Raw genomic sequence first — 15759 nt, 5'->3', positions numbered from 1 at the left:
GGGGCCGATCAAGGGTCGATCAACGTCCCCGGCCGTCCGTACGATAACCGCCATGACGGCGAGCGACTCCCGTGGAAGAGTGATCGACGGCCGCTTCGAACTGCTGGAGCGCCTGGGCGGCGGCGGCATGGGGCTGGTGTGGCGGGCCCGCGACACAGCCCTGCACCGGGAGGTCGCTTTGAAGGAAGTACGACCGCCCGACCCGGAGACGGCCGACGCCGACCCCGAGACCGCGGCGAAGGCCCGGCAGCGCGTACTGCGCGAGGCCCGCGCCCTGGCCCGTGTGCACCACCCCAACGTCGTCACAATTCATCACATCGTAGACAGGGGGGATCTTCCGCACCCCTGGCTCGTGATGGAGCTGGTGACCGGCGGCTCCCTGCAGGACCGGCTGACCCGGGGAACGCTCACCCCGGTGGAGGCCGCCGGCATCGGCCGCGGCCTGCTGGCCGGGCTGCGCGCCGCGCACGCCGTCGGCGTCCACCACCGCGACGTCAAACCCGCGAACATCGCGCTGCGGCCTGACACGACACCCGTCCTCACCGACTTCGGCATCGCCTCCCTCCGCGACGCGACCCGCCTGACGGCCACGGGCGGCCTCATCGGCTCCCCGGAGTACATCGCCCCCGAACGCATCCGCGGCCAGGAGGGCAACCCCGCCTCCGACCTGTGGTCTCTCGGCATGGTGCTGTACGTCGCGACAGAAGGTGTCCACCCGCTGCGCCGCGAGACCACCATCGCCACCCTCGTCGCCGTCCTCGAGGAACCCGTACCGCCCCCGGTGCGCTCGGGACCGCTCAGCCCCGTCCTCACCGCCTTGCTCGTACGCGACGCCGCCGCACGCCCCGACGCGGACACGCTCGACCGGATGCTCGCCGACGTGGAACGGGGCGCACCGCCCGCGTCCCTGCCCGCGGCACCGCCGCCCGTGTCCTTGCCCGCGCCTGGCGGCGAGACACCCCCCGGCTTCGGAACCGCCCCCACGACGTACCTGCCGACCACGCCCCAGCCGTCCGAACCGCCCTCCGCGGCCCGTCGCGGACGTCGTGCCCGCCAGGCCGGGGCGGCGGTCGGCGCGGTGGCGGCGGTGGGCGTCGTGGGCGCCTTGCTGTTGACCCTTCTCCCGCAGCTCCATGGCGACGGGGACGCCGACGCCGCGGGCATGGGCAGCACCGCGGGCAAAAGCCCCAGCGCGCGCAAGGGCTCCGTCGGCTCCCCGACGGCGGCTGTGCCGGTGAAGCTGCTCTCTGCGGCAGGGGGACGCTTCATGACGGACGCCGCGAAGTCGGGCACTGGCGGCACCGAGGTGCTGGCGCTGCTCCTCTACGAGGACCACGCGGAGTTGCAGGTACCGAAGAAGACGGACGAGGCCCACTTCGACACCTACCTGTACCGCGGCGGCAAGCTCCAGAAGTCGGCCGAGGAGGGTTACCTCAACGACCCCACGACCGTCGACCTCTCGAAAGTCGACTGGGATGCGCTTCCGGCCCTGATGAGCCGTTTGGACAGGGAATGCACCATAGAGCACCCGACGCACAGCTATGTGGTCGTGCAGGGACCGGAGATGAGCTACGCCCGAAGCGACAACGACCGCGCCTGCGAGATCTACGCCACCCTCGAGGGCGAGGTCCAAGAGGTCCAAACAGGAGACTGACCTCTCCGGACGGGCGAACCCCGGCGTGTAGGGTGGCCGGCGCCGCCCGAGATCCCCCGTGTGTACGGTGGGCGCACTGACACCGGCGGCCGGGGCGGCCGTCATGGCGGCCGGCATTTTCTCCGCCGGTCTGCGGCTGGCCGGGTACGAGGGCGCCGCGCTGACGGCGCTCGCGCTGGCCTCGGCGGTGTGGGCCGGGTGCGCGGGCGCATTCGCCGCACGCCTGGCCCGGAGCGCGGAGCGCTGGTGGCGGGAGGCCGCGACACCCGCCGGGCTGACGGCCGTGGCGGCGACCTGCGTGCTCGGCACGTTTTTGTCGCTGCGGGGGTGGCAGGAGGCCGCGGCGGCCGCCCTGGCGCTGTCGGCGGTGCTGTGGCCGCTGCTTCTCGTGACGGTGGTCCGGCGCTGGGGATCCCGGCTGCCGGGCGCCGTCTTCCTGGTGTGCGTGGCCACGGAGGGCTTGGCCGTCGGCGCGGCGACCCTCGCGGGGCCGCTGCACCTGCCGTGGCTGTGCGGGACGGGCCTGCTGCTCTTCCTGGTCGGCCTGGCCCTGTACGCCATGGCGCTCGCCCGCTTCGACCTGCGGGAGGTCCGGGTGGGCGCCGGCGACCACCGGATCGCGGGCGGAGCTCTGTCGATCAGCGCGCTCGCCGCGGCCAAGCTGACGGCTGCCGCCGATCCGCACGGCCTTCTGCGCTGGGCGCCCGGCCTGCACCCTGCGCACTGTGGCGCTGGTCCTGCTCGCGGCCTGCCTGCTGTGGTTCGTGGCGCTGATGTACGCCGCCGAGGCGCGGTGGCCGCGCACCCACTACGACGTCCGGCGCTGGGCCACGGTGTTCCCGCTGGGGATGACGGCGGCGGCGAGCCTGGTCGTGGCGGACGCCGCCGCCCTCCCCGTCCTCGCGGACCTGGGGCACGCGCTGCTATGGGCCGCGGTCGCCGTCTGGCCGCTGACGGCGGCCGGTGCCGCCCGCGGGTCCTTGCGCGGCACACCGCCGACGGCGGGAATGGCCGCTCCGACCGTTGCGTCCGTGAGTTCGCCGCCGGCGGCCTGCCCGTCCCGGCGCCGCACCCGGCGGGGAACCTCCTCAGACCTCCACATAGGCGCTGCCCGACACCTCGACGCCCGCGGTCCCCGCGGAGGCGTCGGCGAGCCAGGTCCGGAATGCGGCCAGTTCCTCCTCCGGCACGCCCAGGTCGATGCGTACCTCCGCCGCATCATAGGAGACGCCGCGCACGGCGCGGCCCGCCGCGCGCAGGTCGTTCTCGAGTCGCCCGGCCCGCTGGTGGCCGGCGACGACGGTGACCAGCGCGAGCTTGCGCCGCTCCACTGTGCCGAGCTCGTCCAGGGCCGCCGAGACGGCGCCCCCGTAGGCGCGCGCCAGGCCGCCCGCGCCGAGTTGGATGCCGCCGTAATACCGCGTGACGACCGCGACGACGTCCCGGACCTCGCGGCGCAGCAGCACCTGCAGCATGGGCGTGCCGGCGGTGCCGCCCGGCTCGCCGTCGTCGCTCGCCTTGTGGATCCTGCCCTCGGCGCCGATCACAAACGCGTAGCAGTTGTGCGTCGCCCCGGCGTGCTCCCTGCGGACGCGGGCGATGAATTCCTGCGCTTCCTCCTCACCGGACACCGGCGCCAGCGCGCACAGGAACCGCGAGCGTTTGATCTCGCTCTCGTGGACGTGCTCACGTCCGATCGTCAGGTAGCGCTCCAGCACCCCGCCACCCTACGGGAACAGCGGGAGGCCTCCTCTGGTTCGCTGCCCAGGATCGGAATCGCGGGAGGACGACGTGCACGGAGACGGCGCGGCGGTTCGGGAGATCCTGACGGGCCTGGGGGACACATGGGCCGCAGGTGGCCTCGTTGCGCACCAGCAGAGCAGGATCGGCCCTGTGATGCGCCATGCCCATGAGGATCCCCAGCTGCTGGCTGCGGACCTGTCGCGGCGATCAGTCACCTCGTTCCCGGCCGAGGAAGCACGACAGGAGCCGCCTGAAGTCGTGCGGGTGCTCGAGCGCCGGCACGTGCCCGCATCGGCCGAACACGTGCAGACGGACATCGGCCAGGTGTTCGAGCAGGGGCAGGGCTGCCGCCCCGAGCGGGGTGACTCGGTCCTCGGCGCCGTGGACGAGCAGCACGGGCGCGCGCACCCCTGCCAGTGTTTGCGCCGAGAGGGTGAGCTCGTCGGCCCAACGTTCCCTGGGCGGAGGGAACAACGACGCGAATGCGGCCGCCCCCGCTCGCATCGCAGTTGCACGGGCAGCGACGGCCGACTCGGTCACGAGCGATTGGTCGAAGACGAGGCGACTCAGCATGTCTCGTGCCCCGAGCGGGCCGGCGGGGGCGGCCCAGACCGCGTCGAGATCGGCGGAGAGCGGCGCCCCGGGGGCGCCCATCGTCGAGACCGCCACGACACGGGTGACCTGCCGGGGACGCGCCGCCGCCAACGCCAGCGCCACTGCACCGCCCATGGAGTGGCCCACCACGGCGTAGTTCTCGACACCGAGAGCATCCATCAGGCCCGCGGCCTGCTCCGTCCACAGCCGGAGCCCACCCCTGGAGCCCGCCGGGACTGGTGTACGGCCGAACCCCGCCTGGTCAGGAGCCACCAGGTGCCAGGACGTGCCCAGCGCCTGTGCCGTCGTCGCCCAGGCTCCGGATCCGGTCGTACCGGGTCCGGAGCCGTGCAGCATCAGCACCGCGGGTCCGGTGCCGCTCTCCATGACGTGGACGGGGGAGCCGTCGACTGTGATGGTCCGAAGTGCCGTCACCGGGACTGGCCAGGCGTGCTCATGCCGATGCGGAGGTGATGGACTTAGAGAAGACCTCCATCATCGCCCTGCCGAATTGCGGCATGTCGGGCCATCCGCGGCAGGAGACGAGGTTGCCGTCCACGACGTCGGGAGCGTCGATGACCGTCGCGCCCGCGTTCTCCATGTCACCGGTGATGGGGGGGAAGCACGCCGTCTTCCGGCCCTTCAGCAGCCCGTACACCGCCGGCACCTGCGCGCCGTGGCACACCAGCGCGATCGGGAGGTTGCGCGCGAAGAAGTGCTCGGTGATGCGCCTGACGTCGGCGTCGACCCGGATCCACTCGGGGGCACGTCCCCCAGGGATGATCAGGGCGTCATAGCGCTCGACGTCGACCTCGGCCCAGGGCACGTCGACCGGCAGCTTCCGGCCGTTCTTCTCCACATAGGCGTCGGAGTTGGGGTCGAACTCGTGGATGACCAGCTGAACGTCGCGCATCGTCCGTGACGAGACGTCAACGTCCCAGCCGCCCTCCTGCACGCGATAGTAGGGATACATGGTGTCGAGCTCCTCGGCGGCGTCGCCGGTCAGGAGCAGCGCTCTGGGCACCTGCTTCTCCTCGCATCTGAGGCGGGTGAGGCGGATCGGATCCGATCTGATCCGACGGAGTCAGCATTCCCCGGCCCGGCCCGCCCGTCAAGCCTTTGGACCGTTCCGGCCGAACCCTTGGCCTCGCCGAACAACGTCGGAACCGCTCGCCGGACAGCAGGATGTGCCGACGCATGGCGTAGGCGGCGGCGTCGGGGTCACGGGCGGCGATCGCGGCCACGACGACTTCGTGCTCGGCCATGGCCACGTGAGTGACCTGGGTGTCGTGGAGAAGTGCACGGCGAGGACCACTCGGATCATATAGGAAGGGTGACGGACGTCAGCCATCCTTCACCCGTCGCGGAACCGCCCGCCATCGCCCTACGTCGATCAGTTGGAGCTCCTATGAGCATGCTCGACGTCCTGCCCGGTTCGCCACAGGGTCACACGAGGACCGAAGGACTTCTCGACTGACGGAAGACCCGTAGGGCGCGGCGACAGCCCGGCAATGCGCCCAAGGGTCACCGTCGTCGTCCCCTCCGATCGCGGACGCATCCGTTCTCCGCGTCGCGGAACGCGTTCTTCCAGTTCATTCGGCCGGCTCATCACGACCTCGCGATCGGCCTCCGTGAGCACCCCTTCCGGCGCAACGCCGTCGGCCGGGACCTCGTGTCCGAATGCCGCCCGCAGGGCGTCGACCCGACCGCAACACCGCTCCCTTGGGAGGATGGGTCACGTGCGGCACCTACCGATGTCTCGTCGATGATCACGAGAAGGTCGTGCATCAATCCGCGATAGTGGTACGCGCTCCAGCGTCAGCGCGGCGGGGGCGGCGAATCGCCGCCCCCGCCGCGTGAACGGGTCAGCGCTTGAGGTTCTGCATCCACTCCCGCAGCTCGCGCGCCTGCCGCGCGAGCTCGGAACGCGCCGCGGCGTCGCCGGAGGCCTTGTGGTTCGCCAGGGCGACGATCGAGTTCAGCGCCGGGATGGCGGTGGTGTACTCGCGTGCCAGGTAGCTGTCCCGCGCGATGTCCAGGGCGGCACCGGCGGCGTCCGCGGCGTCCGGGGTCAGCAGCCCAGCCGCTCGGTCAGCCTCGATCAGCAGGTTGGTCTCGCGGTACGACGAGCAGTTGGCGCCCTTGCGGCCGGCGGTCGTCTCGATCCCGCCGAGGATGATCCGCATGAACGAGTCGTCGTAGTAGTGCGTCCGGAAGTGGCCGAGGATGGTCGAGAACGCCTTGCCACCGCCCCAGTTCTGGCACCACGCGATCGGGTGGTCGCCGTTCATCAGCCGCAGCGGGTTGGTGGCCGCGTTGCCGCTGTTGAGGCTGCGCTGGTAGCTGTCCTCGTTGAGGCTCAGCAGCGTGTGCACGTCGCCCCGCATGTTGCGGTCGAAGTTGTAGAGCTCGTCGACCGTCAGCCACCGGGCAGGGAGATGCGCGGTCGCCGGGTGCGTCTTGTCCTCGGTCACCACCTCGGCGTGGATGCAGCTGCCGCACTGGCCGAACCCGTTCTGGCCGCTCGGATGGCTGGTGAAGAACCCACCGACGAGGTCGCCGTACCACGGCCAGGTGCCGATCTCGAACGAGTCGGCGGCGCCGTGGATGCCGACATAGCCGCCGCCCTGCTTCATGTAGGCCTCGAAGTTCGGCTGCTCGGTGGTCGCGTTGAGCGGACCCGGGTGCCCGACGTTGGACTCGAAGACGATCGTGTCGTACTGCTTGAGCGTGTCGAGGCTCAGGAACGGGCTCGTGGGCAGCGTGACCGTCGGGAGTTGCGGGTCGTAGACGTCGACGTTGAACTTGTGCGCGATGCCGAGCTTCTGGATCGCGGCCACGGTGTGCGGGATGTGGTCGTGCCGGAAGCCCGTCGTCTTGGAGAAGACCAGGACGTTGTATTTGGCGTCCGGTTTGTGCGGGAGAGGGGCGAGCACCGGGTCCGGGATGAACTTCGGGCCCTCCGCGGGCTCGGACTCAAGGCCCGTCGCGGGCTCCGGCGCGGGCCTGCCCTTGAGCTGGTCGATCAGGTGACGGGCATCGTCCACGAGAGTCTTGCGGGCCGAGCCGGGCGCGATCCGGTTGGCGATCGAGACGAACTCGTTCAGGACCTGGCTCGCGCTCTTGGCCGAACCGGTGTCGGCGAGCGCCTTCGCCTCGTCGAGCTTGGCCTGGAGCGCCTCACCGACCTCAGCCGGGACGCTGCCGGCGGTCACGAACCGGGTGATCAGCGTGCCGACGTCCGCGAACGAGGTCGTCACGATGAACGTCTGCGTGTACTTCGCGCTGTTGGAAGCAGCGTCGGAGAGGTGCACCGCGAGCTTGTGCACGCCGAGCGACAGGTCGGAGGTCTGCACCGGCAACGGCGGGACCAGCTCGCCGTCGAGGTACATGTTCAGCACGGCCACTCCGCCCGAGCCGGGGGTGGGGTCCGTGCGCGTCGGGATGAGCGTGGCGACGTGACCGACGTGACCATCGGTGATCGCCGGGTACGATGCGGCCGGCGCGCGTGTGTCGATACGGACCGAGATCGAGCGGAACGCCGCGACGTTTCCGGACGTGTCGACCGCGCGGTACCGGACGCTGGTGTTGCCCTCCTGCGTGATCACCGCCGACGCCGTGGCCGACGTCGGCGCCCCCTCGACGGGCACGTCGATATAGGCGGCGCCGCCGTTGAGCGAGTACTGGAACTTGGCGATGCCGACGTCGTCGGTCGCCGACACGTTCAGCGTCACCGGGCCGGTGTACCAGTTGTTCTGGCCGGTCGGCGCAGAGGGCGACAGCGTCGCCACGTTGATCGTCGGCGATGTCGTTTCCTCTGCCCACGACGGTGTCGCGGTGATGAGTGCGGCAGCCGTCATGAAGGCGGCCACTGCCGATGTGCGAAATTTTCTCCGCATGAGTGTCTTCTCTCTTGCCGCTGTGCCGGCGGGTTCGCTGGGTGCGGATGCCCGTGCCGACGGACCCAGGTCCGTCGGCACGGGCGGGTTCGCTAGGTGCCGATGCCTGCGCCGACGAACTCGGCCCAGTTGAGGTTGAACAGGTTGCCGCCCGTGGCGCCACCCGTGACCGAGCGGAACACCAGGAACAGCTCATGCGTCCCGGACATCGAGACCGGGAACGTCTGGCTCGTCCAGGTTCCCGTCCCGCCGGTGGACACGAGGTTGGCCGTGGTCAGGATCGGCCCGGTGACCGAGTCCTGACGGACCTCGATGGCCGCCAGCGGCGACCCGGGCGTGCGGCCGTTCGCCGCGTCCGCCGCGCGGAAAGTGATCGAATCGATGTTGGTCAGGTTGAACGGGCCGTTGAGCTGGAGCCAGTCGCCCGAGCCCAGGCTGCCGCGGTGCACGCCGGCGCCGCCGTCGGAGTTGTTCGCCGTGTTGGTGCCGGACTGGTTGACGACGAACTCCACCTCCTGGTGCTTCTGGCGGATCTGGTGCTGGCCGGTCGTGGTCAGCTGCGGGACGCCGCCCGGACCGCCGTGGTCGGTGTAGCGCGCCTGGACCACGCCGGAGACGTTGCCGCCGTGTGAGACGTCGTCGGCCTCCGTGTGGAGCACGCCCGAGCAGCCGTTGACGGACTCCTCGGCGTGGCCGTGCGAGTCGTGGCCGAGCACGAACGTGACCTCCACCTCGGAGCAGTCCACCGTCCCGTCCTCGGGGTCGGTGACCGTGACCGAGAACGGGATGTCGTCGCCGAACACGAACGTCCCGCCCTCCACCGGCGTGTTGACGACCACCGTCGGGCTCGTGTTGCCCACGGTGATCACGGTGCTGGTCGAGGTCTGCTTTCCGGACGAGTCGAGCACGGTCAGCACGGCCGTGTAGCGGCCGGACTGCGTGTACGTGTGTGCCGGGTTCGGGTCGGTCTCGATCGCCGAGCCGTCGCCGAAGTTCCACTCGTAGCGGATCGAGTCGCCGGGATCCTCATCCAGCGAGCCGGCGCTGGAGAAGTTCACGGTCAGCGGCGTTGCGCCGTCGGTGCGGTCCGTGGTGAGCACGGCCTTCGGCGCGCGCTTGCCCTTGACGTACTCCCACTTGTACATGCCCGCGTCGGGGCTGATGACGTTGAACCCGTTTCCGTAGGTCAGCAGGTAGAACGCGCCGTCGGAACCGAACTGCAGGTCCATCGGGTTGTCGCACTCGAACCGGAACGTGCCTGCCCCGGCGCTCGCACGGCTGCCGCAGTCCAGGAAGTTGTTGATCTTCTGGACGTGGTTGGTCTTCTTGTCGAGCTTGACCTCGCGCAGCGTGTCCTGCGTCCACTCGCTGATGATCACCGAGTCGTCGTAGTACGCCGGGAACTTGTGAGGGTTCGGGTTCTTCGGGTCGTAATGGTACTTCGCGACCCCGTGCGGACCGACGCCGCCGGTGAAGAGCTCGGGGAACAGCCGCGGGCATTCGGTCGTCGAGCCGGGCGCGATCGGGCCCGGGGTCGGCGCGTAGGAGGCCTCGCACGGGGTGCCGAGCGGCGCGGTCGGGTTGTTGTCGCGGTAGGAGTACCAGATGTCGGGGTCGGTGACCGGTGGGACGTCCCTCAGGCCCGGCTCGACCGTCGGACCGCCCTCGATGTTCCACAGCGAGTCGTTGCGCTGCGTCGGCCCGTCGCACTCGAACTTCTGAGGCGGGTTGTTCAGCGGCGTGCCCGCGGTGGTGGTGCCGGGCGCGAACTCGTGGAAGTTCCACTGGTAGTGCGCGAGGTCGCGCTTGTAGCACGTCGGCCAGCCGTAGTTCGACGGCTTGCGCACGATCTCGTAGCGACCGGTGCCCGACGGGCCGTGCGAGCGCTGCGGTGTCTGGGCGTCGGGCGAGTAGTCGCCGACGTAGGCCACGTCGTTCTCGTCGACCTGGATCCGGAACGGGTTGCGGAAGCCCATCGCGTAGACCTCCGGCCGCGTCTTGTCCCGCGGCTTGCCCGCGACCAGCGGGAACAGGTTGCCCGGCGGGATCGAGTAGGCGCCCGTGCCGGGGCCGAGGGCGACCTTGTTGGCGTCGGCGGCGGAGATGTCGCCGCTCTTGACCTTGATCCGCAGCACCTTGCCGCGCAGGTCGTTGGTGTTCAGCGCGGTGCGGCGCGAGTCACCGGTGAGCCGCTGGTACCAGCCGCCCGCCTGCGCCGTGCTGGTGGCGATCGCCGGCGTGGCGGTGCCGGTCAGGCCGGAGCCGTCGGCGGTGATCTGCGGCTGATCGGACTGCTGCTTGCCGCGGCGGAAGAACACGTTGACGTTCGACGTGTTGACCGGACCGCCGCTGGTCTGGATCTCGTCCGCCTCGATGTTCGAGAGCGCCTCGAGCGCCGCGTCGATCGCGTTGCGATCCGCGTTCCACGCGATCGGCTCCGTCGTCTGGCCCTCGAAGGTCAGCGTGAACGTGCCGCCCGTCGCGTTGGTGACGCGCACGGTCTGCTGCTCGTCGGTCTTCTGCGAGTTGTACGGCCCGTAGCCGCCGGCGTTGATGCCGCCCGCGGGCGTGTCGTCGCCGGTGACCATCCAGAGGTTGCCGTGCTTGTCGAAGTCGATGTCGCCCCCGACGTGGCAGCACTCCTGGCGGTTGACCGGCACGCGCATGATCTGCTGCTCGGAGCCCATGTCGAGGTGCGCCGGCGTGCTGTCGGTGGCGTCGACGAACTTGAAGCGGCTGAGCTGGAAATAGCCCACATACGGATCCCACGCGGTCTTGGACGCCGCCACGTTCGGTGGGGTGGTGTTCGGCGTGACCTGGGTGACGACTGATCCGTCGCTCAGCTTGACGTCGGTGACCTCCTTCGGCGAGTAGTAGAGGTAGACCCACTTGTTGGTCGCGAAGTCGGCGTCGACCGCCGGGCCGTAGAGCCCGTCCTCGCCCGCGGTGTAGATCTGCTGCGTCATCGGCAGGCTCGGGTCGGCGAAGTTGGCGACGACCGTGGTGACGCCCGTGGTCGAGTCGTGCATGCGCAGCGAGCCGAGGCGGTCCGTCTGCAGAACGCGGCCGTCCGGCAGCTGGTCGAAGCCGATCGGCTCCTGCAGGTTCGGCGGCGAGCCGATCTTCGTCTGCTGGTAGTTGGCCAGCACGGTGGCGCCGCAATCGCTGTAGTCCGGGTCGGCCTGGCCCGCGGCCCAGCCGATCGCGCCCTTGAGGTGCTTGGTGAGGCCGGCGTCGAAGCTCGCGGCCGTGTTGCCCAGGCCGGTGTAGAACGAGCGGCCGCCCTGGAAGTCCTTGCACCACGAGACCGGGTGATCGGCGCCCATCGTGCCCCCGGCGATCCCGTCGAGGTCGGCGCCCTGCGGCTGCGGCCCGAACGGGTCCTCGACGACGGTGTCGAGGACGTGTGACACACCGCGCACGTTCTTCGTGAAGTTGTACCACTCGTCGGTCCGCGACCAGATCTGCGGCAGATCCTTGGTCGCGTCGTGGACGCGGTCGGCGACCTTCACGTCACCCGACTGCACGTCGGTTTTGCCGGACGCACGCGTCCCCAGGATGTCGGTCAGGAACGACCAGGACTCGTCGGTCTCCACCGCCGAGCCGACGCCGACGAAGCCGCCGCCGTCACGGAAGTAGTCCTCGAAGTTCGAGCGTTGCGCGTCCGTGAGCGGGCTCGCGAGACCCGTGTCCAAGAACACGACCGCGCGGTACTGCTTCAGCTTCTTCTCCGTGAAATGGTCGCCCACGTCAGCGGGCCCGGGCGCCACGACCGTGAACTGACCGGGTCTGGCCGCATCCCGGATCGCGGCCAGGCCGGCCGACGACACCGCGTCCTGGGTGCTGCGCACCACGAGCACCTTGTAGCGGGCGTCTGGTGGTGCGGGCTTGGCGGCAGACGCGGACGGCTGCGGCAGCGCGGGTGCAGCGACGGGAGAGGACTCAGCCGCCGTGGGGTCCGCGGCGCTCACCGGCGTCGCGAGGAGCGTGAGGAAAGGGGCGATGAGGGCTAAGGCCATCGTGGTCGCGGTGCGACGCCTCGGGCGTCGTCGTCCGTTTTCTGGCAGGGCTGCGTCGAGCAGCCTGGCCCACGTTCGATGACGTGGTGACATGAAAAACCCTTCCTGCCTGGGGGATGTCAGGCACGGCGCGAACCGCCGCGCTTGTTGCCACGTGGTGGTAGCGGACAGTGCGGTTGCTGGAGGGTGCCGTCTCCAGGTCTGTGGGGCCGTCAGTAAGGTGTCGGCCTGGGTGAATCCGTGATCGCGGTCGGGTCGTCGATGATGTGGTCGATCACTGTGCTCGCCGCGCCGCGGAAGGCGGTGCCGAAGCTGGGCGTGCAGGCGACGAATCGGCACTGGGCGGCTGGAGCTGCCACCATGAGCCGTTGCAGCTGATCTTGTGCGTGTGGCAGCAGCCACGTGGCCGGCGAGGCGAAACAGCGTCCGATGACGATCACTGGCGGGTTGAACAGGTCGGCCAGGACCGAGCCGCCGGTTGGCCGGCAGCGCCAGAGGCCTGGCCTCTGGCGACCGGCGCATGACGATGGGGGTGGCACAGGTCGGCGAGCGGCTCGGGCCTCACCGGGACTGGCCAGGTGTGGTCATGCCGATGCGGAGGTGATGGACTTAGAGAAGACCTCCATCATCGCCCTGCCGAATTGCGGCATGTCAGGCCATCCGCGGCAGGAGACGAGGTTGCCGTCCACGACGTCGGGAGCGTCGATGACCGTCGCGCCCGCGTTCTCCATGTCACCGGTGATGGGGGGGAAGCACGCCGTCTTCCGGCCCTTCAGCAGCCCGTACACCGCCGGCACCTGCGCGCCGTGGCACACCAGCGCGATCGGGAGGTTGCGCGCGAAGAAATGCTCGGTGATGCGCCTGACGTCGGCGTCGACCCGGATCCACTCGGGGGCACGTCCCCCAGGGATGATCAGGGCGTCATAGCGCTCGACGTCGACCTCGGCCCAGGGCACGTCGACCGGCAGCTTCCGGCCGTTCTTCTCCACATAGGCGTCGGAGTGGGGGTCGAACTCGTGGATGACCAGCTGAACGTCGCGCATCGTCCGTGACGAGACGTCAACGTCCCAGCCGCCCTCCTGCACGCGATAGTAGGGATACATGGTGTCGAGCTCCTCGGCGGCGTCGCCGGTCAGAAGCAGCGCTCTGGGCACCTACTTCTCCTCGCATCTGAGGCGGGTGAGGTCGATCCGATCCGATCCGATCCGTTAGCATTCCCCGGCCCGGCCCGCCCGTCAAGCCTTTAGACCGTTCCGTCCGAGCCCTTGGCCTCGTCGAACAAACGTCGGAACCGCTCGCCGGACAGCAGGATGTGCCGACGCATGGCGTAGGCGGCGGCGTCGGGGTCACGGGCGGCGATCGCGGCCACGACGTCTTCGTGCTCGGCCATGGCCAAGTGAGTGACCTGGGTGTCGTGGAGAAGCCGGAACAGGTGCACGTGCGTGTGCAGGCGAGCGAGCGCTTCACGGATGACCTGGTTCTCCGCGCTCAGGGCGACGAGATCGTGAAAAGCGGCGTCGCGCAGCCCGAAGGCGCCATAGGCCACGGGCCCGCCGCCCCCCTCCAACTCCGCCATCTCCTCCAGCATGCGTCGCAGACCGGCCACCTGCTGCACGGATGCGCGTTCGGCGGATCTGCGCGCCGCCGCCGGCTCGAGGAGCAGGCGGAGCTCAAGCATGTCCTCGAATCGCTGACGGGTGATCTGGGGGGGAATGTGATAGCCGGCATGGGGCACACGCACCACCAGGCCCTCGGCCTCCATCCGGTTCAGAGCGTCTCGGATCGGCGTCTGCGAGACCCCCAGCTCTCGCGCCAGGACGTCGATCGTGACACGGGAGCCGGGCTCTATCCGTAGCGACATCAGCTGTCCGAGCAGCGTGTCGTACACCTCGTCGGCGAGCCGGCCACGAGATCTTCCCGGCGGCGTTCCGCCCGTCATGGCCCCACGGCCCCTCGCGATCATCGCTTCGTCGTCCATCGTGACTGTGAGGTCCTTTCTTACGTCTACGGGAACCGTTGACATCGGTCGCATACTGCGGGATGTTGATGCCCCCCGCTTGGATCGTATAGGAAAAGTGACGGACGCCAGTCATCCTTCACCCGTCGCGGAGCCGCCCGCCATAGCTCCGCCTCGATCAGCTGAAGCTCCAATGAGCATGCTCGACGTCCTACTCGGTTCGCCGCCGGGCCGCGCAAGGGCCGGAGGACCTCTCGACTGCTTGAAGCCCATCACGTCGCGGCGTACTCGTGACGCCGGTCTGCGGGTCAGCCCTTGCGGCAGCCGGCAACCCGCCTGAAAGCCCCGCAGCAACTGCTCGGCGAAGCACGCAGCAAGGCTCCAGAGCTCCCCACCCGGAAAGCAGGCGAGAAGATGCGGCATCCGAAGCGCATAAGACGACTGTCCGTTCCCCGTCGGACGGCGCAGTTGGCGACGGCGGCCATAGTGGTGGCCACGGCCCTGACGGCTTGCGGGCAGGACGACGGCGCGAATGCGAATAACGCCCCCAAGGCGCCGGCGACCATCCCGGAGCTCACCAAGAACCCGCTGACCCTCAAGTTCATCTGGTTCGACTGGCCCCCCGCCCACGCGCTGGAAGACTTCGCGAACGCGGAGTACACCAAGGAGCGGCCGAACGTGACCGTCAAGGTCAACACCGTGCCGAACGCGAACTGGCACGACGCGATGTTCACCCAGTTCGCAGCGCACAAGACCGACTTCGACATCCCGATCCTGGACTCGCAACACATCGGCGAGGCCGTGACGAACGGCAACATCCTCGACATCACCGACTTCGTCAAGAAGAACATCGACGTCAAGGCCTACAACCCGTACCTCCTGGCGGCCTACGGCCAGTACCCCCAGGCGGAGACCGGCAAGCGCGACGAGAACGCCAGCATGTACGGACTGCCGCTGCTCGGCGACACCTGGACGATGATCTACCGCAAGGACTTGATCGGCGACAAGCCGCCGCAGACGTGGGACGAGATGATCTCAGTCGCCGAGAAGTGCCAGGCGGACCACCCTGGCGTCAGCGGCCTGGCTTTCCACCAGGCCAACGGTTCGGACGCCGCGGCCGTAACCTACAACACGGTCAACAGCGTCTACGGCGGCAACCTCTGGGACTCCAAGACCCGCAAGATCGACGGCGTCATCAACGACGCTGCGGGCCAGGAGGCGATGGACGTCCTGGTCAACAAGATGAAGCCGCTGACCGCCGCGGGCTCCGGCAACTGGTTCATCGACGAGGTGAACGCGGCGGTCGCCCAGGGCAAGGCATGCATCGCGTTCAACTGGATCGCCGCGAGCGGCGGCCTGCTCGACCCGAAGCAGTCGACGCTCGGCACCACACGGGAGCAGATTCTCGACAAGCTGGGTTTTGCCACCCTGCCGAGCCAGAAGACGAACCTGGTGCCTCTCGGCGGCATGGGGATGCACGTGTCGGCCTACTCCCCCGAGGCGAACCAGGCGGAGGCCCTGAACTTCATGAAGTGGTTCGAGCGGGCTGACATCCAGAAGAAGTGGGCCGCGGCTGGTGGCGTGCCATCGCGTACGGACGCCCTGGAGTCGCCCGAGTTCCTCAATGCCGGGCCGTTCAACCAGGTGTACGCCGACTCGGTTCCGCGGATGCGGGACATGTGGAACGTGCCCGAGTACGCGCGCCTGGTCGACATCGAGAACACCAACGTGAACGCGGCTCTCAACGGCGCGAAAAAGCCGAAGGAAGCGCTCGACGACATCGCCAAGGAGCAGCAGGGCGTGCTCGACTCCGGCGGCCGCAAGGGCGGCGGCGGACTGTGAGTGACCCCACCTCTCTGACGACCGACCACCCCGGGCAGGTGGCGTCCGCGA

At 69.4% G+C, this 15759-nt stretch carries 11 protein-coding genes and 1 pseudogene; 3 read left to right on the top strand and 9 right to left on the bottom strand.

Going from position 1 to position 15759, the window contains the following annotated elements:
- Window positions 1-52: 52 nt before the first annotated feature.
- A complete protein-coding gene (locus AC3ET4_RS09540; protein WP_431948001.1) occupies window positions 53-1654 on the top strand; it encodes a serine/threonine-protein kinase in 1602 nt (533 codons plus the stop codon).
- Window positions 1655-2427: 773 nt separating this feature from the next.
- Window positions 2428-2559: pseudogene (locus tag AC3ET4_RS09535) on the top strand (hypothetical protein); the annotation flags it as partial.
- Window positions 2560-2742: 183 nt separating this feature from the next.
- Here AC3ET4_RS09535 and AC3ET4_RS09530 read toward each other — a convergent pair.
- The 9 genes from AC3ET4_RS09530 to AC3ET4_RS09490 form a co-directional block, all read right to left on the bottom strand.
- Window positions 2743-3372: a YigZ family protein gene (locus AC3ET4_RS09530; RefSeq protein ID WP_431947999.1), complete on the bottom strand. Its 630-nt coding sequence runs from the start codon at window positions 3370-3372 to the stop codon at window positions 2743-2745.
- Window positions 3373-3604: 232 nt separating this feature from the next.
- Window positions 3605-4426: an alpha/beta fold hydrolase gene (locus AC3ET4_RS09525; RefSeq protein ID WP_431947997.1), complete on the bottom strand. Its 822-nt coding sequence runs from the start codon at window positions 4424-4426 to the stop codon at window positions 3605-3607.
- 19 nt (window positions 4427-4445) lie between these two features.
- The gene (locus AC3ET4_RS09520; protein ID WP_375118237.1) at window positions 4446-5015 is read right to left on the bottom strand and encodes a DJ-1/PfpI family protein; all 570 of its coding nucleotides are present in this window, start codon (window positions 5013-5015) and stop codon (window positions 4446-4448) included.
- Window positions 4921-5256, bottom strand: a complete 336-nt coding sequence (locus AC3ET4_RS09515; RefSeq protein WP_431947995.1) for an FCD domain-containing protein — start codon at window positions 5254-5256, stop codon at window positions 4921-4923. The genes AC3ET4_RS09520 and AC3ET4_RS09515 overlap by 95 nt, the downstream gene beginning before the upstream one ends.
- A 600-nt stretch (window positions 5257-5856) precedes the next feature.
- Window positions 5857-7782 carry a ThuA domain-containing protein gene (locus AC3ET4_RS09510; protein ID WP_488175922.1) on the bottom strand — a complete coding sequence of 642 codons (1926 nt, stop codon included), beginning with the start codon at window positions 7780-7782 and terminating at the stop codon, window positions 5857-5859.
- Between the two features lie 200 nt (window positions 7783-7982).
- Entirely contained in the window at window positions 7983-11909 is a 3927-nt protein-coding gene (locus tag AC3ET4_RS09505) for a ThuA domain-containing protein (RefSeq protein WP_431947991.1), read from the bottom strand.
- Between the two features lie 212 nt (window positions 11910-12121).
- Complete coding sequence (locus AC3ET4_RS09500; protein WP_431947989.1) at window positions 12122-12349, bottom strand: hypothetical protein; 228 nt, start codon at window positions 12347-12349, stop codon at window positions 12122-12124.
- A gap of 144 nt (window positions 12350-12493) precedes the next feature.
- The gene (locus AC3ET4_RS09495) at window positions 12494-13063 is read right to left on the bottom strand and encodes a DJ-1/PfpI family protein (RefSeq protein WP_431947987.1); all 570 of its coding nucleotides are present in this window, start codon (window positions 13061-13063) and stop codon (window positions 12494-12496) included.
- An 89-nt stretch (window positions 13064-13152) separates the two neighbouring features.
- The gene (locus AC3ET4_RS09490; protein ID WP_431947985.1) at window positions 13153-13887 is read right to left on the bottom strand and encodes a GntR family transcriptional regulator; all 735 of its coding nucleotides are present in this window, start codon (window positions 13885-13887) and stop codon (window positions 13153-13155) included.
- A gap of 393 nt (window positions 13888-14280) precedes the next feature.
- On the opposite strand from AC3ET4_RS09490, the gene AC3ET4_RS09485 reads away from it, so the two are divergent.
- Entirely contained in the window at window positions 14281-15708 is a 1428-nt protein-coding gene (locus AC3ET4_RS09485) for an extracellular solute-binding protein (protein WP_431947983.1), read from the top strand.
- Window positions 15709-15759: the final 51 nt, after the last annotated feature.

This window comes from Actinacidiphila sp. bgisy167, assembly GCF_057707665.1.
This window is presented reverse-complemented; position numbering and strand designations above follow the sequence as displayed.

Coding starts and splice junctions, on each gene's coding strand:
- AC3ET4_RS09490 (WP_431947985.1), bottom strand. CDS start 13,887: ATGGACGACGAAGCGATGATCGCGAGGGGCCGTGGGGCCATGACGGGC.
- AC3ET4_RS09505 (WP_431947991.1), bottom strand. CDS start 11,909: ATGGCCTTAGCCCTCATCGCCCCTTTCCTCACGCTCCTCGCGACGCCG.
- AC3ET4_RS09515 (WP_431947995.1), bottom strand. CDS start 5,256: ATGGCCGAGCACGAAGTCGTCGTGGCCGCGATCGCCGCCCGTGACCCC.
- AC3ET4_RS09485 (WP_431947983.1), top strand. CDS start 14,281: ATGCGGCATCCGAAGCGCATAAGACGACTGTCCGTTCCCCGTCGGACG.
- AC3ET4_RS09540 (WP_431948001.1), top strand. CDS start 53: ATGACGGCGAGCGACTCCCGTGGAAGAGTGATCGACGGCCGCTTCGAA.